We start from the raw sequence: 16,801 nt of genomic DNA, 5'->3' as shown, positions 1-16,801 counted from the left end.
CCGCAGGTGGGAACGGCCTCGGATCCGGAAGCGGCCGCGGACGCGGACCCGGAGGCGGACACCGGGCGGCGCGGCGGGTGCTGGCCGCCGTATCGGTGGCGGCCGTTTCCGGCGCACTGCTGACCGGCTGCGGCAGCAAGGGCGGTGACGACCGCGCAGCCGGGACACCGAGCCCGGCGGCGAGCAGCGGCACGGCGAGCCCGACGCCGTCCGAGAGCCCGAGCGCCACCGCCACCCCCACCGGGAGCGCGAGCCCGACCGCGACCGCGAGCCCGAGCGCGAGCAAGTCCGGCAAGCCGAGCGCCACACCCTCCACCACCCGCCCCGCCACCGCCGGCGCGAGCCCCACCGCCAAGCCGACCGCCGGCACCGGCACCCCGCGGACCGGCGCACCCGTCGTCGCGGCGCCCGTCCCCACCGCCAAGCCCGGCCCGGTCGCCCCGCCGCCCCCGCCCGCCCCCGCCGTCCCGCACGTCCCGCCGCTGCAGAGCAGCTGCAAGCCGAGCTACCCGCAGGCCAACGAGCCCAAGGACGCCGTCTCCGCAGCCCTCACCACCGCGGCCGGCCAGAGCCGCACCCTCAAGCTGAGCAACGGCGGCACCGACAAGCTCCCGCCGCTGCCCGTCAACCTGGTGAAGGCGATCGCCTGGCAGGAGAGCGGCTGGCAGTCCGGCATCCTCGCCTGCGACGGCGGCATCGGCACCATGCAGGTCATGCCCGGCACCGTCAGCTGGATGAACGGCAAGTACGGCACCACCTCCGACCCCAACACCCTGGCCGGCAACGTCCAGCTCGGCACCCAGCTGCTCGACTGGCTGATCGCCTACTACGGCGACTCCTGCTTCGGCGGCAACTACAGCCTCGCCCCCGACGCCGCCGGGAAGACCCCGCTGCTCGACCTGGTCATCGCCGCCTACAACGCCGGCGCCGGAAAGGTCCACTACAACACCGTCACCGACCCGGCGACCGGCGAGACCACCGGCAGCCTGGAGATCCCCAACCCCTCCTACGTCGCCAACGTCAAGGCGCTGATGGGCAGCCAGCCCTGGACCAAGGGCTGAGCACCCGGGCGGGCCGACCCGTCCGGACGTGCGTCGGGCCCGGTGGATGCGGAAGAGGCATCCACCGGGCCCGACGGGCTCTCGGCCGTCCGGAACCCGTCAGCTCCGGGCTGCGGTGACCGCGGCGCCCAGGGCCTCCTTGATGCGCGGACCGAGGCGGGCGAAGCCCAGCTCCTTCATCGCCGCCCGCAGCAGCTCGTCCTCCGACCGCGTGACCCCGTCACCGTCCACCCAGCGCACAACGGCCAGCAGCTCGTCGGCCGAGTAGGCGGTCACCGGCCGACCGGGCGTGAAGTCCGGCTTCTCCGGCCGCCCGGCAGGCGCCGCGGCGGGCTCGGGCTCGACGACAGGGGCCTCGGCAGCCGCCTCGGGCTCCTGGGGCTCCTCGACAGCGGCGACGGGCTCGGGCTCGGGCTCCGTGACGACCTCGGCCTCGACCTCGACCGCCGGCTCCACGGCCGCGACCTCGGTCTTCTCGGTCACCACGGCCTCGGCCTCGACCTCGACGACCGCCTCGGCCTCGACGACGACCTCGGCCACCGGCTCGACGGTCTCCGCGACCTCCGCGACCTCCGCGACCTCCGCGACAGCAGCATCCACGGCGGGCTCGGCCTCGGCAACCGGCTCGACGACGGGCGCCTCGACGACCTCCGCCGTCTCCGGCTCCGGCTCAGCCTCCGTGACGGCCTCGACCTCGGCGGTCTCCGGCTCGGGCGTGACCTCGGCTACCGGAGCCTCAGTCTCCACAACAGCCTCGGCCTCGACAGGAGCCTCGACGACCTCCGCCGTCTCCGGCTCGGTCTCCGTCACGGCCTCGGTCTCATCGACCGGCTCGACGACCGGGACCTCGACCGCCTCGGCTGCTTCCGGCTCGTCCGTGATCTCGGCAACCGGGGCCTCGACGACCTCCGCCGCCTCTGGCTCGACAGGCGCCTCGACGACCGAAACCTCGGCGACCTCCGCCGCCTCCGGCTCGGCCTCCGTCACGGCTGCGGCCTCGACCTCATCGACCGGGATCTCGATCGCCTCAACGGTCTCGACCTCGGGGACCTCCGCGACCTCCGTGACGTCCGGCTCGGCCTCGGCGACCGCCTCGGTGTCCTCGGCCGGGGTCGCCAAGTCGTCGGCGGCCGGCGACGGGGCGGGGAGGGTGACGGCGGCCGGTTCCTCGGCAGCGGCCTCGCTGACGACCTCGGACTCGTCGGCCGTGAGGTCCTCGACGTCCTCGGCGGCCCCGTCGACCTCGGTGTCCGCCTGCGACCCGTCGCGCTGGCCGCCGGCCAGGGCCTGGCGGGCGGCGTCCGGGTCGACGGCGCCGGTGTGGCGCTGGTAGGCGGCCTCGGCGGCGCGGCGGTCGGCGCGGGTGGCGGTGAGCTCGGCGAGCAGGTCGGCGAGGTCGGCGGCCTCCAGGGCGGTCCGCAGGCTGCGGATGGTGGGGAGGCGGTAGAGGGTGCCCTCGTCGGTGGCGAGGCGTTCGACCAGGTCGATGAGCGCGGGGAAGGCGAGCGCGTCGAGGTCCTGGTCGGGGAGGAGGCGGGCGAGGTCGCGCAGGTTGGCGGTGATCGCCTCGACGGCCTGGGCGGTGCGGGCGGCGAGTTCGCCGTCGGCGGGCGGGACCGGCAGGGTGCCCTCGGGGGCGACGGCGGACCAGGCGCGGCGCTCGACCTCGGCGGAGGCCAGGGCCTCGTGCAGTTCCTCGTTGGGGATCCGGCGTCCGCCGGTGACCAGGGCGGCGGCCTGCTTGCGCAGGGCCCGGCCGCGCAGGAAGCCCACCCTGACGCCCCGCTCGCGGCGCCAGGCGCGGTCCGCGGTGGCGGCGGCGAGGGCGTCGAGGTCGGCGTCGTAGGCGGCGCCGATCAGGGTGGCGGAGGTGCGGTGGACGCGCTCCAGCAGTTCGACGAGGAGGGCGGTGGTGGCGACGGTGGCGGGTTCCTCGACCTTGGCTGCGGCGGCGAGGACGGTGACGTCCTCCCATACCTGCTGGAGGTCGTGGCCGCGCAGTTCGGCGAGGACGGTGGAGGCCGCGCGGGCGTCCTCCGGGGTGGCGACGGTGTCGACGGCGGCGTACCAGGCGTGGGTCTCGGCGGTGAGGGTGAAGGCGCCGAGTTCGGCGTACCGACCCAGGTCCTCCCGGAGGTCGGGGGTTGCCGCGGCCTCGCGGCCGGGGGCCTGGTCCGGGTCCGTGGCGTCGGCTGCGTCGGCGTTGCGCGAGTGAAGCACTGTCATGTGAGGTCCGGTTCTGGGCGTCTGCGGCGGGGCTGGCGGCGAGGGACGGCCGTCCGGTTGCGTGCGGGCCCCTGCGGGTGGGGCGGTCGGCGCGCGGTCGGGCTGCCGGTGTGGAGGCCCAGAATACGGGTGCCCGTTCGAGCCTTGCACGCACCCACCGGGTCAGCGGCCCGGTGTGGCGTGCCACACCGCCCGGCCGGCCGCTACTCGGGAGGGCCGGGCGGGTGGTGGTCGGTGACCGATCCGTCCGGACCTGTCCCGTCCCGGCCGCCGGCCGTCCCGTGCGGGCGGCCGTGGTGGCGCCGGCCGTCCAGGGGGACGGTCCGGGTGCGCCGTCCGAGCGGCGGGCGGTGGCCGGTGCGGCGGAGGGTGTCGAGGCTGACGGGTTCGAGGTACTCGTGCAGCACGGTGCGGTGCCACCAGGCGCCGGTCCGCCGGAGTTCGCGCCAATCGGTGAAGCGGTAGAGGTGGAGCATCGCCCGGACGTGGGTCGGCGGTGCGTCGGGGAAGGGGTTGTGGCGCAGCAGGCGCAGGGTGTCCCGGTCGTTGACCAGCAGGCGGGCCACGAACGGCAGGAACCAGGGCCGCGCGTACGCGGGGGAGATCGCGGCGAACCACATCAGCCAGTCGAGCCGCAGGTGGTAGGGGGCGTACTGGCGGGGGCGGCGGCGCACGTCGCCGGGTTTGCCCTTGAAGCCGTACTCGCGCCAGACGGTGTGACGGGTGACGACGGCTTCGTCGGTTCCCTCGACGACGACCTCCTGGCGGAGGCGGTTGATGCTGCCGAAGGCGCCGTAGGTGTTGACGAGGTGGATGCGGTTGAAGGAGCGGTTCATGATCTGGCCGCGGGAGACCAGGTTGGCGACCGGCCAGTAGCTGAGGACGACGACGGCCGCGGTGAGGCCGATGACCAGGACCTCGAACCAGACGGGGCCGGTCGGCTCCCTGCGGGGCTCGGCGGCGAGGCCGATCCGGGCGGGGTCGACGGCGGCGAGCGCCAGGGTGATGGTGAGCCAGTTGAGCCAGGCGAAGTTGCCCGAGGCGACCAGCCAGAGCTGGGTGACGACGACCGCGCAGGCCGCCCAGGTGGCGACGGGCTGCGGGAGGAGGAGCCCGACGGGGACGACGAGCTGGGTGACGTGGTTGGCGGCGGCCTCGACGCGGTGCAGCGGGGCGGGCAGGTGGTGGAAGAACCAGCTGAGCGGGCCTGGCATCGGCTGGGTCTCGTGGTGGTAGCGCAGGCAGGTGAGGTCGCGCCAGCAGCTGTCGCCGCGCAGCTTGATCAGTCCGGCGCCGAATTCCACCCGGAAGGCCAGCCAGCGCAGCAGCCAGAGGACGAGGACGGGCGGGGCGGTGTCGGCGTTGCCGAGGAAGGCGGCCAGGAATCCGGCCTCCAGCAGCAGCGATTCCCATCCGAACGAGTACCAGGTCTGGCCGACGTTGACGATCGAGAGGTAGAGGGCCCAGAGCACGGCCCACAGCAGGATCGACACCCCCAGCGGGACGGCGTCGGCGGCGCCTGCCAGGACGGCGGCGGCGAGGGCGGCACCGGTCCAGCAGACGGCGGCGAAGAAGCGGTCGGAGTAGTGGAGGTGGAAGAGCCCCGGGGACTGCCGGAAGGAGACCCGGGCGGTGAAGCGCGGCACGGGCAGTATGCCGTGGGTGCCGATCAGGGCCCGGAACTGGAGGGCGGCGGCGAGGAAGCCGACCAGGTAGAGGGCGGCGAGCATCCGTTGGACGAGCAGCCTGCTCAGCCAGTACTCCGGGGCCGCGAACCACTCCATGCGGCCCATGCCTACCACCGGGCGCGGTGGCGCGGGGCGGGGTCGGCGGCGGGGGCGGGCCGGTTCACCCGGACGGTGGCCGGTCGGCGGGGTCCGGGCCGTTCGGCGGGGTGGGCCGGGACGGCGGACGACGGGCGCGGCGGGCGGCAGTCGGCAGGCGTCAGGGGCGACGGGCGTCAGGCGTCAGGCGTCAGGGGCGACGGGCGCGGCGGGCGGGGCGGCGGGGAGCCTCTCCTCGGGGGTGAGAGGCGCCCCGCCGCCCCGTGCGCGGGCTGCGCGGCCCTGCGGCGCGTGGTGCTCGGTCCTGCGGTCCTGTGGTGCTGCTCGGGCGCGCGGTACTCGGGCGGACGGTGCCCGGACTTGCGGTGCTGCTCCGGTGTGCTGCTCCGGTGTGCGGCGGATCCCGGGGGTGCGGGGGATCTCGGCGTGCGGGGGATCTCGGATGTCCGGCGGTTCTCGGGGGGACGGGCTGCGGGCTCCGGACGGGCAGGGGTCACCCGGGCGGGAGGAGTCCGTTCGTGCTGCCGGCGACGCCGGCACCGGGGCGCACGCCGGCGCCGGTGGCGCTGCCCGCACCGTTCTGCTGGAGACGGTCCACGAGCAGCGCGGCGAGGGTGCCGAGCTCCTCCTCGGTGCGGAACTGGGCGGTGACGTCCAGGCCGACGACGAAGACCCCGTTGACGTAGCCGGTGCGGGCGGTGCGCAGCGGGGTGCAGGTGAAGCTGAAGACCTGCTGGAGGTGCTGGGCGTCGGGGTGCGTGGCGGGGATCCGGACGTCGTTGAGGACGGTGGCGCGCCCGGTGCGGTACGCCTCGGCGACGGCCTGTTGGAGGCCCTCGGCGCCGAGTTGCGGGTACGCCTGGGCGATCGTGCCGTACGCGGCGGGGGCGCCGAAGGTGTCGGCGTGGTGGGCGTTGGCGTAGCGGATCCGGTGGCCGGGGCCGTCGGTGAGGATGATCGGGAACGGCGAGCCGTCGAAGGCGGCGAACATCTCCTGCTGGAGGGAGAGCAGGTTGTCGCGCAGCCGGATCTCGGAGAGCAGCGCCTCGGCGAGGTACTGGATGTCGCAGAGCCGTTCGCGGCCCCACTGGCGGGGTTCGCGGTCGAGCACGCAGACGGTGCCGATGACGGTGTCGGTGTCGTCGACGAGGGGCGCGCCGAGGTAGGCACGTACGGCGAGTTCGTCGACGACCGGGTTCGAGGCGAAGCGCGGGTGGGCGAGGATGTCGTCCAGCGCGAGGGGGGACCGCTGGGCGACCACGTGCGGGCAGAAGCCGTGGCTGAGCGGCATCTCCCGGCCGGGGAGGTCGAAGGCGATGCCGCGGTCGGCCCAGGAGGCGCCGTTGCCGACCGGGATTCCGGCCGAGGTTGGCGGAATGTAGAGCCCCCGGAACATCTGGCGCTCGTCGTTGATGAAGTTGACCATCGCGATGGGGGCGCGGGTGATACTGGCCGCGAGGTGGGCGAAGCGGTCGAAGGCCTCGTCGGCGATCGGTTCGTCGAGGCCCAGGCTGCGGAGCCTGCGGGTGCGCTCGGATTCTCCTGCGGCACCCGGGGGCTGGCCTTGAGTGCTCATCACATCAGTCATGGCGCACATGTAATCAGACGTCGGACGTGTGGCCGCCTTCCGGACGGAACAGTGTCGCCGCCCGGAGCGCAAGGATTGATGAACAGTCAGTCGGCCGTGGGAATCACCCGCTCGAACGGCCCGCCGGACAAGACGGGATCGTTACCCGGTTCGACCCGGTTCAATCATCGTTCATCCGTTTCCCGCCATTTCAAGATCAAATCTGGAGGTGGCTCGATCGGCATACGACAATGAGCCAGCCGAACGTGCGGACGGGCGGGTCGCCCCGCGCACGACCCCCCGTGGTTCCGCATGCCCCGCACCGCAGCAGCACTGCCGTCGCCGGCCCCCACCCCGCACCCGGCGGCCGTCGCGGAGCGGCGCGCAGGGACGGAGGCTCACACATCCTGAGAGGACCCGGGAATGGCGATGGACTACTTCACCGACGAGCGGCACGAGAAACTCCGCGCCGAGGTGCGTGAGTTCGCCGAGCAGCAGGTCCGCCCGCAGGTCGCCCGGATGGAGGCCGACCAGCAGGTGGAGTCCGCGCTCTCCCGCGAGATCGCCCGCCGGGGGTGGATCGGGGTGACCATCCCGCGCGAGTTCGGGGGGCTCGGGCTGGGGCACCTCGCCAAGACCGTCATCGTGGAGGAGCTGTCCCGGGTCAGCGGGGCGATGGGCGCGGCGGCCCAGGCCTCGCAGCTCGGGGTCGCCAAGGTCGTCCACTTCGGTTCGGACGCCCAGCGCCGGTACTGGCTGCCGCGGTTCGCCTCCGGGGAGTCGCTGCCCACCATCGGGGTGACCGAGCCGGATTCCGGCGGACACGTGCTGGGCATGGCCGGAACCGCGCGGCGCGAGGGCGACGGCTACGTGCTGAACGGGCGCAAGTGGTTCGTCGGCAACTCGCACATCGGCGACGTGCACGGCGTGGTGTTCCGCACCGGCGAGGGCAGCCGGGGCCTGTCCTCCTTCCTCGTGGAGAGCGACCGGCCCGGCTTCCGGACCGGCGACATCGGGCGGCAGATGGGCCTGCGCGGCTTCAGCTTCGGCGAGCTGGTCTTCGAGGACTGCCGGATCCCGGCGGCCAACCTGCTCGGCCGGGAGAGCCAGGGCCTGGACGTGGCACACTCCTCCAGCACCCTCTACGGGCGGCTGAACATCGCCGCGGTCGCACTCGGCCTGCACGTGGCCATCGTCGAGGACACCGCGCGCTTCGCCGAGGAGCGCGTGCTGTACGGCAAACCGATCAACCAGCTGCCCAACATCGCGCTGAAACTCGGCGACATGCAGTCCCGGCTGATGACGGCCAAGCTCGCCGCGTACCACGCGTCGCACCTGCTGGACCACGGCAAGTCCTGCGACGCCGAACTGATGAACGCCAAACTGATCAACACCGAGTACGCACTGGATTCGGCCCGCAATGCCATGGAGATCTTCGCGGCCCGCGGCACCCAGGGCGAGTACGGGATCGAACGCTATCTGCGCGACGCCTCCTGCCTCCGCCCCCCGGCCGGCACCTCCGACGTCCAGCGGCTTCGGCTCGGACAGTTCGCCTCCGGAGCGTACGGCCGGCAGTGGTCGGCCGAGCTGTCCGCGGAGGCGAGCTGGGCGTGGACCGAGCTGACCCGCGGCGGGGCCGCACTCGTCGGCCGATGACCGGCCGCGGGGGAATCGCCGCGGAGTTCGCCCCCGGATCACCCGCGGCCCGCAACAATTCCCGAGCTCCGCACACTGTTCGGTGACTCGGAACTCGTGATCACCCTTTGACATATCGTCAGTTGATATTGCGAAAGGGTCACCGTGGGCTGATAGCGTGCCGAGGTCGGCTGTGCAGCCCGCACCCACGCGATGACGCTCCGTCACCCGCGAGGGCTCCGCCTGGTCGTGGCACCCCCGAAGCTCCGTCCGGAACCGTCCGCGGACGATCCGTCCCCGCACCCCGTCCGGCCCCGCACCGAGGAATCAGATGCCAGGCATATCGGCTCCCCGCCCCGGCCACCGCGCCGCCCGGTGCGGCTCCGTCCGCGGCTCGCTGCTCCTGCTCGCCCTGGTGCCCAGCCTCGCCCTGGCCGGCGCCTGGAGCTGCGCCGCCGTCCTGCTGCACGGCTCCGGGCACCGCACGGCCGCCGCCGCCGGCAGCGCCGCCGTCGCCGTCGTCCTGCTCTGGAGCCTGCTGCGCGGCGTCCGCCTCTCCCGCACGCTCACCGCCCGGCTCACCGGCCTGCGCATCGACGCCCTCGGCACCGCCCGGCACGAGATCCCCGAGATCGTCGGACGCCTCCACGCCGGGGAGAACATCCCGCGCCCGCCCGCCTGGGTGCCCGCCCGGCGCGGCGACGAGATCCAACTGGCCGCCGACGGACTCGACGCCGTCCGCCAGGCCGCCCTCGCCGCGATCATCCAGCAGGCCCAGGGCCGCGAGGGGGCCCGGAAGGTCTTCCTCAACGTCGCCTGCCGCACCCAGATCCTGATCCACCGCCAGATCAGCATGCTGGACTCGCTGGAACGCGAACACGACGACCCGAAGCTGCTGCGCGAACTGTTCGCCGTCGACCGGCTCGCCACCCGGATGCGGCGCAACGCCGAGAACCTCGCCATCCTCGGCGGCGCCCTGCCCGCCCGCCGCTGCCGCAGCGCCGTCCCGATGGTCAACGTGCTGCGCACCGCCGTCTCCGAGACCGAGGCGTACGCGCGGGTCGCCGTCCAGGGCGTGCCGCGCGCCTCGCTCGCCGGCCCCGCCGTCGCCGACGTCATCCACCTGCTCGCCGAACTGATCGAGAACGGCACCTCCTTCTCCCCGCCCTACACCCAGGTGCAGGTCTCCGCCCAGGAGGACCCGCAGGGCCTCGCCGTCCAGGTCGACGACCGCGGATTCGGCATCGGCAAGGACGAGTACGAGCGCCTCAACGCCTACCTCGCCGACCCGCCCGAGCCGGACGTCCCCGCGGCCGGCGACGACCTGCGGATCGGCCTGTACGTGGTCGCCCGGCTCGCCGCCCGGCACGGCATCCGGGTCTCGCTGCGCTCCTCCCCCTACGGCGGCACCCGGGCCGTGGTGCTGGTGCCCGCCGCCCTGCTGGAGGCGGCCCCCCAGCCCGGCGCCGTTCCCGGCCTGCCGTTCGGCGCCCGGATCACCCGGATGCCCGCGGCGGAGGCCGCGGAGGCGCCGGGGGCCCCGGGGGCGGGGGCAACGGCTGGGGCATCGGCGGGGGCCGACGGTTCCGAGGACGGGGCCGCGGGTGCGGGCGCACGGGCGGCGGGCGGCGCGGACGGGACGGTCACAGGGGCGGCGGACCGCGCGGGCGGCGGCGCCGGCGGGTGGCTCGGCGCGGCCCGCAGCGGGGGCAGGGACGGGAGCGGCGACGGCGGCGGGGCCCGGGGCGGCAGCGCGAGCCGGGACGGCCTCGGGCCGAACGGTGCCGTACCCGCAGCGGGGCAGACCGGTGAATGGCAGCCCGTGGGGACCGAGCACCCCGGGCTGTCCGGTGCCGTCGTCGTACCCCGGCCGGTGGTCCCGCTGCGCTACGACCCGCCGGAGGCTGAGTGCCTGGGCGGGTGACGGCCCTTCGCGGGGTCGCCTCACCCTCCGCGCCGGGCGAGTGACCTAGGGTCACGGTGGCGGCGTTGCCGCCTCCGTCGCACTCCCCCGGATCCCGAGGAACGCCATGCCCCGACGCCTCCCCGCCCGCTCCCTGTCCGGCGCCCTGCTCGCCGCGGCCCTGGTCGGCGGCCTGCCGGCGGCCGCCGCCCCGGCGCACGCCGCCGACCCCCGCGCCGCCGGCCACCGGACCGACTGCGACGAACGCGAGCTGGGCAACCGGATCGCCGACCTGCGCGCCAAGGCGCAGCGGCTTCGGCACGAGGGCGAGCACGAGGCCGCCCGCCGCACCGAAGCCCAGGCCGACGCCCTCCAGCGCCGGCTCGACAGCTGCCGCGCCGCCGAGGAGAACGTCGCCCCGCCCCTGTGGCGCTGACGGTCCCGTACGAGGCGTCGGCACGGCCCGTACCCCGAACGTCGGCCCGGTCTGCGCGGCGGCCCGGCGGCCCCGGAGTCCGGACGCGGGACCAGCCGGGGGCCGACGGCCGGGGTACGGCCCGGACGTCGGTGCCCCACCGCGGCGCCGCCGAGCCCGGCTCGCCTCCTCGCCTCGGCCGTGAGGGCAGCAGGGGCCCGGGTGGACCCCTGCTGTCGTTACGTTCCCGCCGTCGGCGGCTCCTTCCCCTCGTCGGCTCCGGACCAGCCGGCGGCGCAGAGGGCCCCGGCCAGTTCCTCGCCGTAGCAGGCGGCGGCCAGCCAGGCCGTGGTGAACGCCGTGTGGTCGTCGGCCACCACGCGACCGAACACGTCCCGGGGCCGGTCGCCCGCGGTCGCACGCAGCGCGGTCAGCAGGGCGGCGCCGGTGCCCAGGCCCCACGCCCGGAGGTCGGCCGCGTCGGCGGCCGCCGTGCTGCCCGCCAGGGCGAGGGCGTGCCGGCCGCTGGTGACGGCCTGCTCCACCCGGCGGGTCAGCAGGTGGACCGGGGCGGCCGGGACGGGCACGTACCCGAAGGTCACCCCGGCAGGTACGGACGGGGCAACCGCGACGGACGGGGTTGGCGGAGTGGGCAGGGTGCCCGGGGCGAGGTCCGCCACCTGGAGGCGTTCCAGGCCGAGGTTCACCCGCCCGGCCCGGTCCGCGGGCAGGGCTAGTGCGGGCGTACCCGGCGCGGGCTCCTCCGGGGGGAGTCCGATCGCCAGCAGCCGCAGCTCCGGTCGGGCGGCCCGCTCCAGCCGGCCGATCACCCGCAGCCGCAGTCCGGGGGCGGAGGCGAGCAGCGCGAGGTTGCCCCGGTAGGCCAGCGCCGGGTGCTCGTGGGCCGGCCGCAGCGTGATCGGCAGTCCGCCGCAGTCGGCGATCAGCAGCTCCGGGCCGCCCGCCCCGCCGGACCCGCCGCCCGACCCGGGGCCCGGCCCGCCCCCGGAGCCCGGCCCGGCGATGCCCAGCACCGTGACGTCCAGGAACAGCAGGTCGCTCCCGGCCGGCCGGGTCTCGTACGGGAGGGCGGCCGCGGCGAGGGCGCGGGCCACCTGGGCGGCGACCGGCTCGGCCCAGAGCCCGGCCACCGGCTCGGCCGTCCAGGCGACGCCGGCCGCGCGGACGGCCTTGACGGCCGCGCCGGCTCCGAGTCGTCCGGCGGCCGACCGGGTCGCGCCCTGGACCGCCAGGCCGGCCCGGCTGAACTCGCGGTGGCTGAGCATGGCGTCGCCCAGCCGCACCGCCCGGTTGCCCGCCCCGGTCGCCTGCGGCGCCGCCGTGGTCGGGTCGCCGTGCGGAATGACCTCGGAGACCGTGCTCAGCCGGCCGCCGGCGTCCACCGCCCAGGTGAGCACGCCCGCGTGGGTGGGCGTCAGGACCGGTTCGGCGAACAGCCCGTACAGCCGCAGGCCGCCCGCCTGCTCGTAGGTCTGGCGGGCGGTGCCGCGCAGGTCGGCGAGCGGGGCCGCCGGGGCCGGTCGGCCGAGCGCCGCGGTGAGGTCGAGCAGCTCGCGCAGGCCGGTCACCAGATCGGCGAGCCGGTGGTCGGGCTCGCCGGAGCGGGCGGCGCGCAGCTTGGTCACCACGGCCACCGCGGCGGCGGCCGGCCGGTGGAGGCCGGCGAGCCTGGCCCGGTGGGCGGCGCGCAGCAGTTCGGCCTGGAGCACGGCGCCGGCTCCGCTCACCCCGGCGGCGAGCGCGGCCGACGCCGCCCGGTGCAGTTGCCCGGCGGCGGCCCGCTCGGCGGGGGCGAGGGCGGCCGGTTCGGGTGCGGGTGGCACGAGGGCCGGTGCTTCGAGCCCGGGTGCTTCGAGGTCGGGTGCTTCGAGAGCGGCCGGGCCGACCGGGGGTGCCTGAACGGCGGCGTCCCCGGGCGGCTCGGCCCCGGCCGCCGGGTCGGCCAGCGGGCAGACGGTGACCGCCGCCGCCCGGTGGACGCAGGCCGGGGCGAGCAGGCAGCCGCAGCGAACGGCCGCCTCCTCGGCGACCACGCCGCCCGGGGCGTGCAGGACCAGCACGCTCTCCTCGTCCACCTCGATCCGCCAGTCGTCGCCGTCCCTGGTGACCGGGCGGTCGGCGAGCTTGGCCGCCGCCGCGTCCAGCCGCTTCTGCAGCCGGGCGGACAGCCCGGCCACCACCTCGGCGACCACCTCGGGCCGGACGGCGGGCCATGCCGGCTGCTGTTCCGTCACTGTCATCGGACCTTCTCCCCCACCCAGCGGGCCAGTTCGAGCGGGCTGAGCGCCGCCACGGGCATCCCGGCCGCGACCAGCCGGCCGGCGACCGCCTTCGAGTACCGGGCGTTCCCGGTGTCGTCCAGGGCGGCGCAGCCGAGCAGGTGGCAACCCGAGTCGACCAGCGCACGGGTCTGCTGGAGCAGCGCACCGACCGGGCCGCCCTCCTCGAAGTCGCTGATCACCGCGACCAGGGTGCGGGACGGCACGGTCACCAGCTCGCGGGCGTAACGCAGTCCGGCGGCGATGTCGGTACCGCCGCCGACCCGGACCTCCAGCAGCAGCCCGAGCGGGTCGTCCACCCGCTCGGTCAGGTCGACGATCTCGGTGGAGAAGGCGACGAAGTGGGTGCTCAGCGACGGCACCCCGGCGAGGATCGACGCCGTGAGCGCCGCCCAGACCGTCGACGCCTCCATCGAGCCGGAGACGTCGACGACCAGGATCAACCGCCAGTCGGACGCCTGGCGGGCCCTGGTCCGGAACACCGGCCGGTCGGGGACGATCAGCGTGCCGCCGCCCTCCGCCGGGCGGGCGGTCGCCAGGTTGGCCCGGATCGTCCGGTCGAGGTCGAGCCCGCCGCCCGGGCGGCGGCTGGGACGCGGCACCCGGATGCCGGTGAGCGCCGGGCGCAGCCGGTGCGCGAGTTCCCTGGTCAGTTCGTCGACCAGGCGGCGCACCAGCGGGCGCAGGGCGGCGATCCGGGCCTCGGGCAGTCCGCCGGCGTGGGCCAGCACAGTGCGGAGCAGTTCGACCGAGGGCCGGACGGCGCCGGGGTCGATCGCCTCCAGGGCGTCGGTGCGCCCCTGGGCGACCGCGGCCGCGAGCACCTCCTCCCGGATGCCGGGCCCGAAGAGCGCCTCCAGGTCCTCGGCCCATTCGCGCACGCCCGGGTAGGGCGCCTCCCGGCCGGCACCGGTCCGGCCGCTGAGGCCGGGGCCGGAGCCCTCTCCCCGGCCGGTCCCGTACAGCTCGTCGAGGGCGAGTGCCAGCCGGCCGGCCCGGTCGCGGCCCGTGCCGCCGGTGCGTCCGAGCAGCAGCCGCCACCGCTCGGCCGGCCCGAGGGCCTGCTGCGGGTCGGGCGCGGCGGACTCGGCGGGCGTGACGGACTTGGCGGGCGTGACGGATCCGGCGGCCGCCGGCGCTGCGGTCGGCAGGGCGGTGGCGGGCTCGTCCTGACCGGTCGACGTGTCCTGCCGGGCCAGCGCGTCCTGCCGGTCCTGCGTGTCCTGCCCGGGGTCGGGCAGCAGGCCCCGGCGGGCCAGGGCCGCGCGGGCGGCGAGGTCCGCACGGGTCAGGGTGGCAAGCAGCGCGGGCTCGACGGCGGACGGCAGGGCGTCCACCCGGGCGCCGAGGCGCTCCTCGACCAGGGCGAGCAGCCGGTCTCGGGCGGCCGGGCTCAGCGTGTCGAAGCCGCCGCGCAGGGCGGGCAGCCGGTCCAGGAAGGCGTCGTCGGGCAGTGCGCAGACCCGCTCCAGCACGGGCTCCAGCACCTCGGGCGCGGAGGCGAGCAGCCCTTCGGCGGCCGTCAGCAAGCCGACCAGCGAGCGTCCGAGGGCGTGCCGGGTGTCCGGGTCGGTCGCGCCGTCCAGCCACGAGGCGACCCGGTCGCCGAACGCCGCGGGGGCGTTCTGGCCGAGCAGCACCCGGACCGCCCCGGCGGCGCCGCGGACCAGCGGGCTGCCGCCGTCGGCCAGGGCGCCGAGGGTGTGGGCGAGCCGCAGGCCGCCGGAGTCGTCCGCACGGCGGGCCAGCTCCACCAGGGCGCGGGCGTCGGCGGGGTCGTCGGAGCCTGCGAGGCCCTCCAGTTCGCGGACCGCGGCGACGGTCAGCAGGTCGCGCGCGTCGCCGACCGTCCGGGTGCGGGCGGCGTCCGGCGACCCCGCGGCGGGGGCCGCGGCGGACGGGTCGTCACCGTCCGGCTCCGGGGCGAGGCCCGGGACGTGGTGGGCGGCGAGCCGGTCGAGCAGGGCGAGGGCGTCGAGGAGTTCGGGAAGGGTCGCGGCCTCCGGGAGGGTGGTGGTGAGCTGGGCGAGCCGGGTGTCGGCGAGGGCGGGCAGTCCGCAGGCGGCGGCGCGGGCGAGGCCGTCCAGGACCTGGCGCGGCGTCGGCCCGTCCGCTTCCGACTCCCGGCGCAACTGCTCGCGCAGGGTGCCCTCGGCGGCCTGGGCGGGGGTGACGCCCCGGGTGCCGGCGACCGTCAGCATCGCGGCGACGGCCGGGGTCCACTGGACGCGCCAGCGGGTGCCGAGCGCCTCGGTGCCGCCGGCGCCCGCGGTGGCGACCGGGTCGGCGTACGGGATGCCGCAGGCGGTGAGCCGGTGCAGCAGCAGTTCGCGGCGGCGGTCGAGCCGGGAGCGGAGCGGGTCGAGGCGCAGTTCGCGGGGGCCGGGCTCGGCGGTGTCGTCGGGGCCGGGCAGGCCGAGTTCGGCGAGCAGGGCCTCGACGGCGGGGGCCAGGCCGCTGCGCGGGGCGGCGGGGGTGGGGCGGCCGGTGCGGCTGCCGACCAGGACCTGTTCCAGTGCGCGGGCCACGGCTCGGCCGCGGCCGAGGGGTTCGCCCTGGGCGAGGACGGTCTGCACGGCCTCGACGAGTTCGCCGCGGCCGGGGGCGGCGAGGCCGCGCAGCCGGGCGAGGTCGCCGGCGAGCCGGACGATCTCGCGGGCGTCGGCCGGTCCGGAGGGGTGGTCCTGACGGCGCAGGGCCCCGCAGATCCGGACGGCGGTGCGGGTGAGCGCCTCGGCGAGGCGGTCGGGGTCGCCGGCCGCGTCGAGCACGGTGTGCTGCCACTCGGGGTCGCGGATGCCGGCCGGGTAGCCCGAGCGGGCGTCGAGCAGCGGGTAGGCGTACGGGATCAGCGAGACGACGTGGCTGTCGGCGTCCGCCGGGACGGCACGCACGGCCGGGGTGCCCGGGGCGGTCGGCACGGCAGCGTCGCGGGTGTCCGAAGCGTCGAGCGCGGCCGGGGTGCCCGGGGCGGCCGACGCGTCGCCGGCGTCGAGGGCGTCCAGCAGTGCGGGGGCGTGGAAGGCCCCGATGACGGCGGTGACCCGGCGCCCGCCCGCGGCGGCGGTCCGGATGCGGGCCCGCATCCACTCCTCGCGCCGCAGGTCGTACGGGTCGACGCCGCCGCCGGCCGGCTGTTCGGCGTCGTGTCGCATGGCCCAGCCGACCAGCAGGGCGGCGCGGCGCACCGCCTCGGGGGACGAGCCGGGTGCGGCGGTCTCGACGAGGCGGTCCCACAGGTCCTCGTCGCCCTCGCGGCCGGTGAGCCGGTGGCGCAGGGCGTCGGCGACGCCGGGGTGGCGGTCGCCGCCGGAAGGGCCGTCGGGGCCGTCGGGGGTGCGCCGGGCCTCGGCACGGTGGGCGAGCGGCAGGTCGCAGGCGACCGTCTCGACACCATGCCGGGCGGCCCAGCGCAGCGCCACCAGCTCCGGCGAGAAGTCCGCGAACGGGTAGAACGCGGGCCCGCCGGAGCCGGTGTCCTCGGCGGTGCGGGGCGCGGCGGCGAGGGCGACCGGGGCCTGGGTGGCCTCGTCCGCCAGGTGGTCCAGCCAGGGCTGGAACTCCGCCGGGAGCTCGACCAGCAGGACGTCCGGCCGGGCGGCGTCCAGCAGCGCCGGCACGACGGCGGCGAGCGACGGCGCGTGGTGCCGGACGCCGATCAGGTGCGGGCCGGGGCGGTCGGTGCCGGAGGCCGCCAGCCGGGCCGCGAGCGCCTCGGCGGCGGTCCGGTCGGCGAGGTCGGCATGGTCGGCGTCGAGAGCGGGGTCGGGGTCGGGTTCGGCGCCGGGGACCGCCCGGTCCGGCGGACCCGGCACGGCTGCCGGGTCCGCCGAACGGGCCGGACCCCCCGGGGCCGCCGCACCGGCGGTGCCGGTGCGGTCGGCGTCGGGACGGTCGTCCGCGAGCATGC

The 16,801-nt window shown here is 76.5% G+C and carries 9 protein-coding genes; 4 read left to right on the top strand and 5 right to left on the bottom strand.

All coding sequences use genetic code 11. The features are described 5' to 3' along the window. The first annotated feature begins 77 nt into the window (after nt 1-77). The gene (locus tag ACWGB8_RS08380) at nt 78-1,061 is read left to right on the top strand and encodes a transglycosylase SLT domain-containing protein (RefSeq protein WP_452211478.1); all 984 of its coding nucleotides are present in this window, start codon (nt 78-80) and stop codon (nt 1,059-1,061) included. Nucleotides 1,062-1,160: 99 nt separating this feature from the next. Here the strand turns inward: ACWGB8_RS08380 and ACWGB8_RS08375 are convergent, their stop codons facing one another. The 3 genes from ACWGB8_RS08375 to ACWGB8_RS08365 all read right to left on the bottom strand — a co-directional run bounded on the left by ACWGB8_RS08375 (nt 1,161) and on the right by ACWGB8_RS08365 (nt 6,659). Further along, complete coding sequence (locus ACWGB8_RS08375; RefSeq protein WP_452211476.1) at nt 1,161-3,287, bottom strand: hypothetical protein; 2,127 nt, start codon at nt 3,285-3,287, stop codon at nt 1,161-1,163. Between the two features lie 203 nt (nt 3,288-3,490). Then, the gene (locus tag ACWGB8_RS08370; RefSeq protein WP_452211523.1) at nt 3,491-5,071 is read right to left on the bottom strand and encodes a lipase maturation factor family protein; all 1,581 of its coding nucleotides are present in this window, start codon (nt 5,069-5,071) and stop codon (nt 3,491-3,493) included. Between the two features lie 493 nt (nt 5,072-5,564). Next, complete coding sequence (locus ACWGB8_RS08365) at nt 5,565-6,659, bottom strand: GAF domain-containing protein (RefSeq protein WP_452211474.1); 1,095 nt, start codon at nt 6,657-6,659, stop codon at nt 5,565-5,567. 402 nt (nt 6,660-7,061) lie between these two features. Between ACWGB8_RS08365 and ACWGB8_RS08360 the strand changes: the two genes are divergently transcribed. From ACWGB8_RS08360 to ACWGB8_RS08350, 3 genes are all read left to right on the top strand, one after another. Further along, on the top strand, nt 7,062-8,294 hold the full coding sequence (locus tag ACWGB8_RS08360) for an acyl-CoA dehydrogenase family protein (protein WP_452211473.1): 1,233 nt from the start codon (nt 7,062-7,064) through the stop codon (nt 8,292-8,294). A gap of 310 nt (nt 8,295-8,604) precedes the next feature. Beyond that, entirely contained in the window at nt 8,605-10,197 is a 1,593-nt protein-coding gene (locus ACWGB8_RS08355; protein WP_452211472.1) for a sensor histidine kinase, read from the top strand. Between the two features lie 106 nt (nt 10,198-10,303). Next, entirely contained in the window at nt 10,304-10,612 is a 309-nt protein-coding gene (locus ACWGB8_RS08350; RefSeq protein WP_452211470.1) for a hypothetical protein, read from the top strand. Between the two features lie 218 nt (nt 10,613-10,830). On the opposite strand, the gene ACWGB8_RS08345 is transcribed toward ACWGB8_RS08350, so the two are convergent. After that, on the bottom strand, nt 10,831-12,852 hold the full coding sequence (locus tag ACWGB8_RS08345; protein WP_452211469.1) for a hypothetical protein: 2,022 nt from the start codon (nt 12,850-12,852) through the stop codon (nt 10,831-10,833). Next, complete coding sequence (locus ACWGB8_RS08340; protein WP_452211467.1) at nt 12,849-16,799, bottom strand: DUF5682 family protein; 3,951 nt, start codon at nt 16,797-16,799, stop codon at nt 12,849-12,851. The genes ACWGB8_RS08345 and ACWGB8_RS08340 overlap by 4 nt, the downstream gene beginning before the upstream one ends. Nucleotides 16,800-16,801: the final 2 nt, after the last annotated feature.

The organism is Kitasatospora sp. NPDC054939 (assembly GCF_053610105.1).
This window is presented reverse-complemented; position numbering and strand designations above follow the sequence as displayed.

What these genes read in the sequence shown, in the direction of transcription:
- ACWGB8_RS08370 (WP_452211523.1), bottom strand. Translation starts at nt 5,071, where the DNA reads ATGGAGTGGTTCGCGGCCCCGGAGTACTGGCTGAGCAGGCTGCTCGTC.
- ACWGB8_RS08355 (WP_452211472.1), top strand. Translation starts at nt 8,605, where the DNA reads ATGCCAGGCATATCGGCTCCCCGCCCCGGCCACCGCGCCGCCCGGTGC.
- ACWGB8_RS08350 (WP_452211470.1), top strand. Translation starts at nt 10,304, where the DNA reads ATGCCCCGACGCCTCCCCGCCCGCTCCCTGTCCGGCGCCCTGCTCGCC.
- ACWGB8_RS08340 (WP_452211467.1), bottom strand. Translation starts at nt 16,799, where the DNA reads ATGCTCGCGGACGACCGTCCCGACGCCGACCGCACCGGCACCGCCGGT.
- ACWGB8_RS08375 (WP_452211476.1), bottom strand. Translation starts at nt 3,287, where the DNA reads ATGACAGTGCTTCACTCGCGCAACGCCGACGCAGCCGACGCCACGGAC.
- ACWGB8_RS08365 (WP_452211474.1), bottom strand. Translation starts at nt 6,659, where the DNA reads ATGACTGATGTGATGAGCACTCAAGGCCAGCCCCCGGGTGCCGCAGGA.
- ACWGB8_RS08360 (WP_452211473.1), top strand. Translation starts at nt 7,062, where the DNA reads ATGGCGATGGACTACTTCACCGACGAGCGGCACGAGAAACTCCGCGCC.
- ACWGB8_RS08345 (WP_452211469.1), bottom strand. Translation starts at nt 12,852, where the DNA reads ATGACAGTGACGGAACAGCAGCCGGCATGGCCCGCCGTCCGGCCCGAG.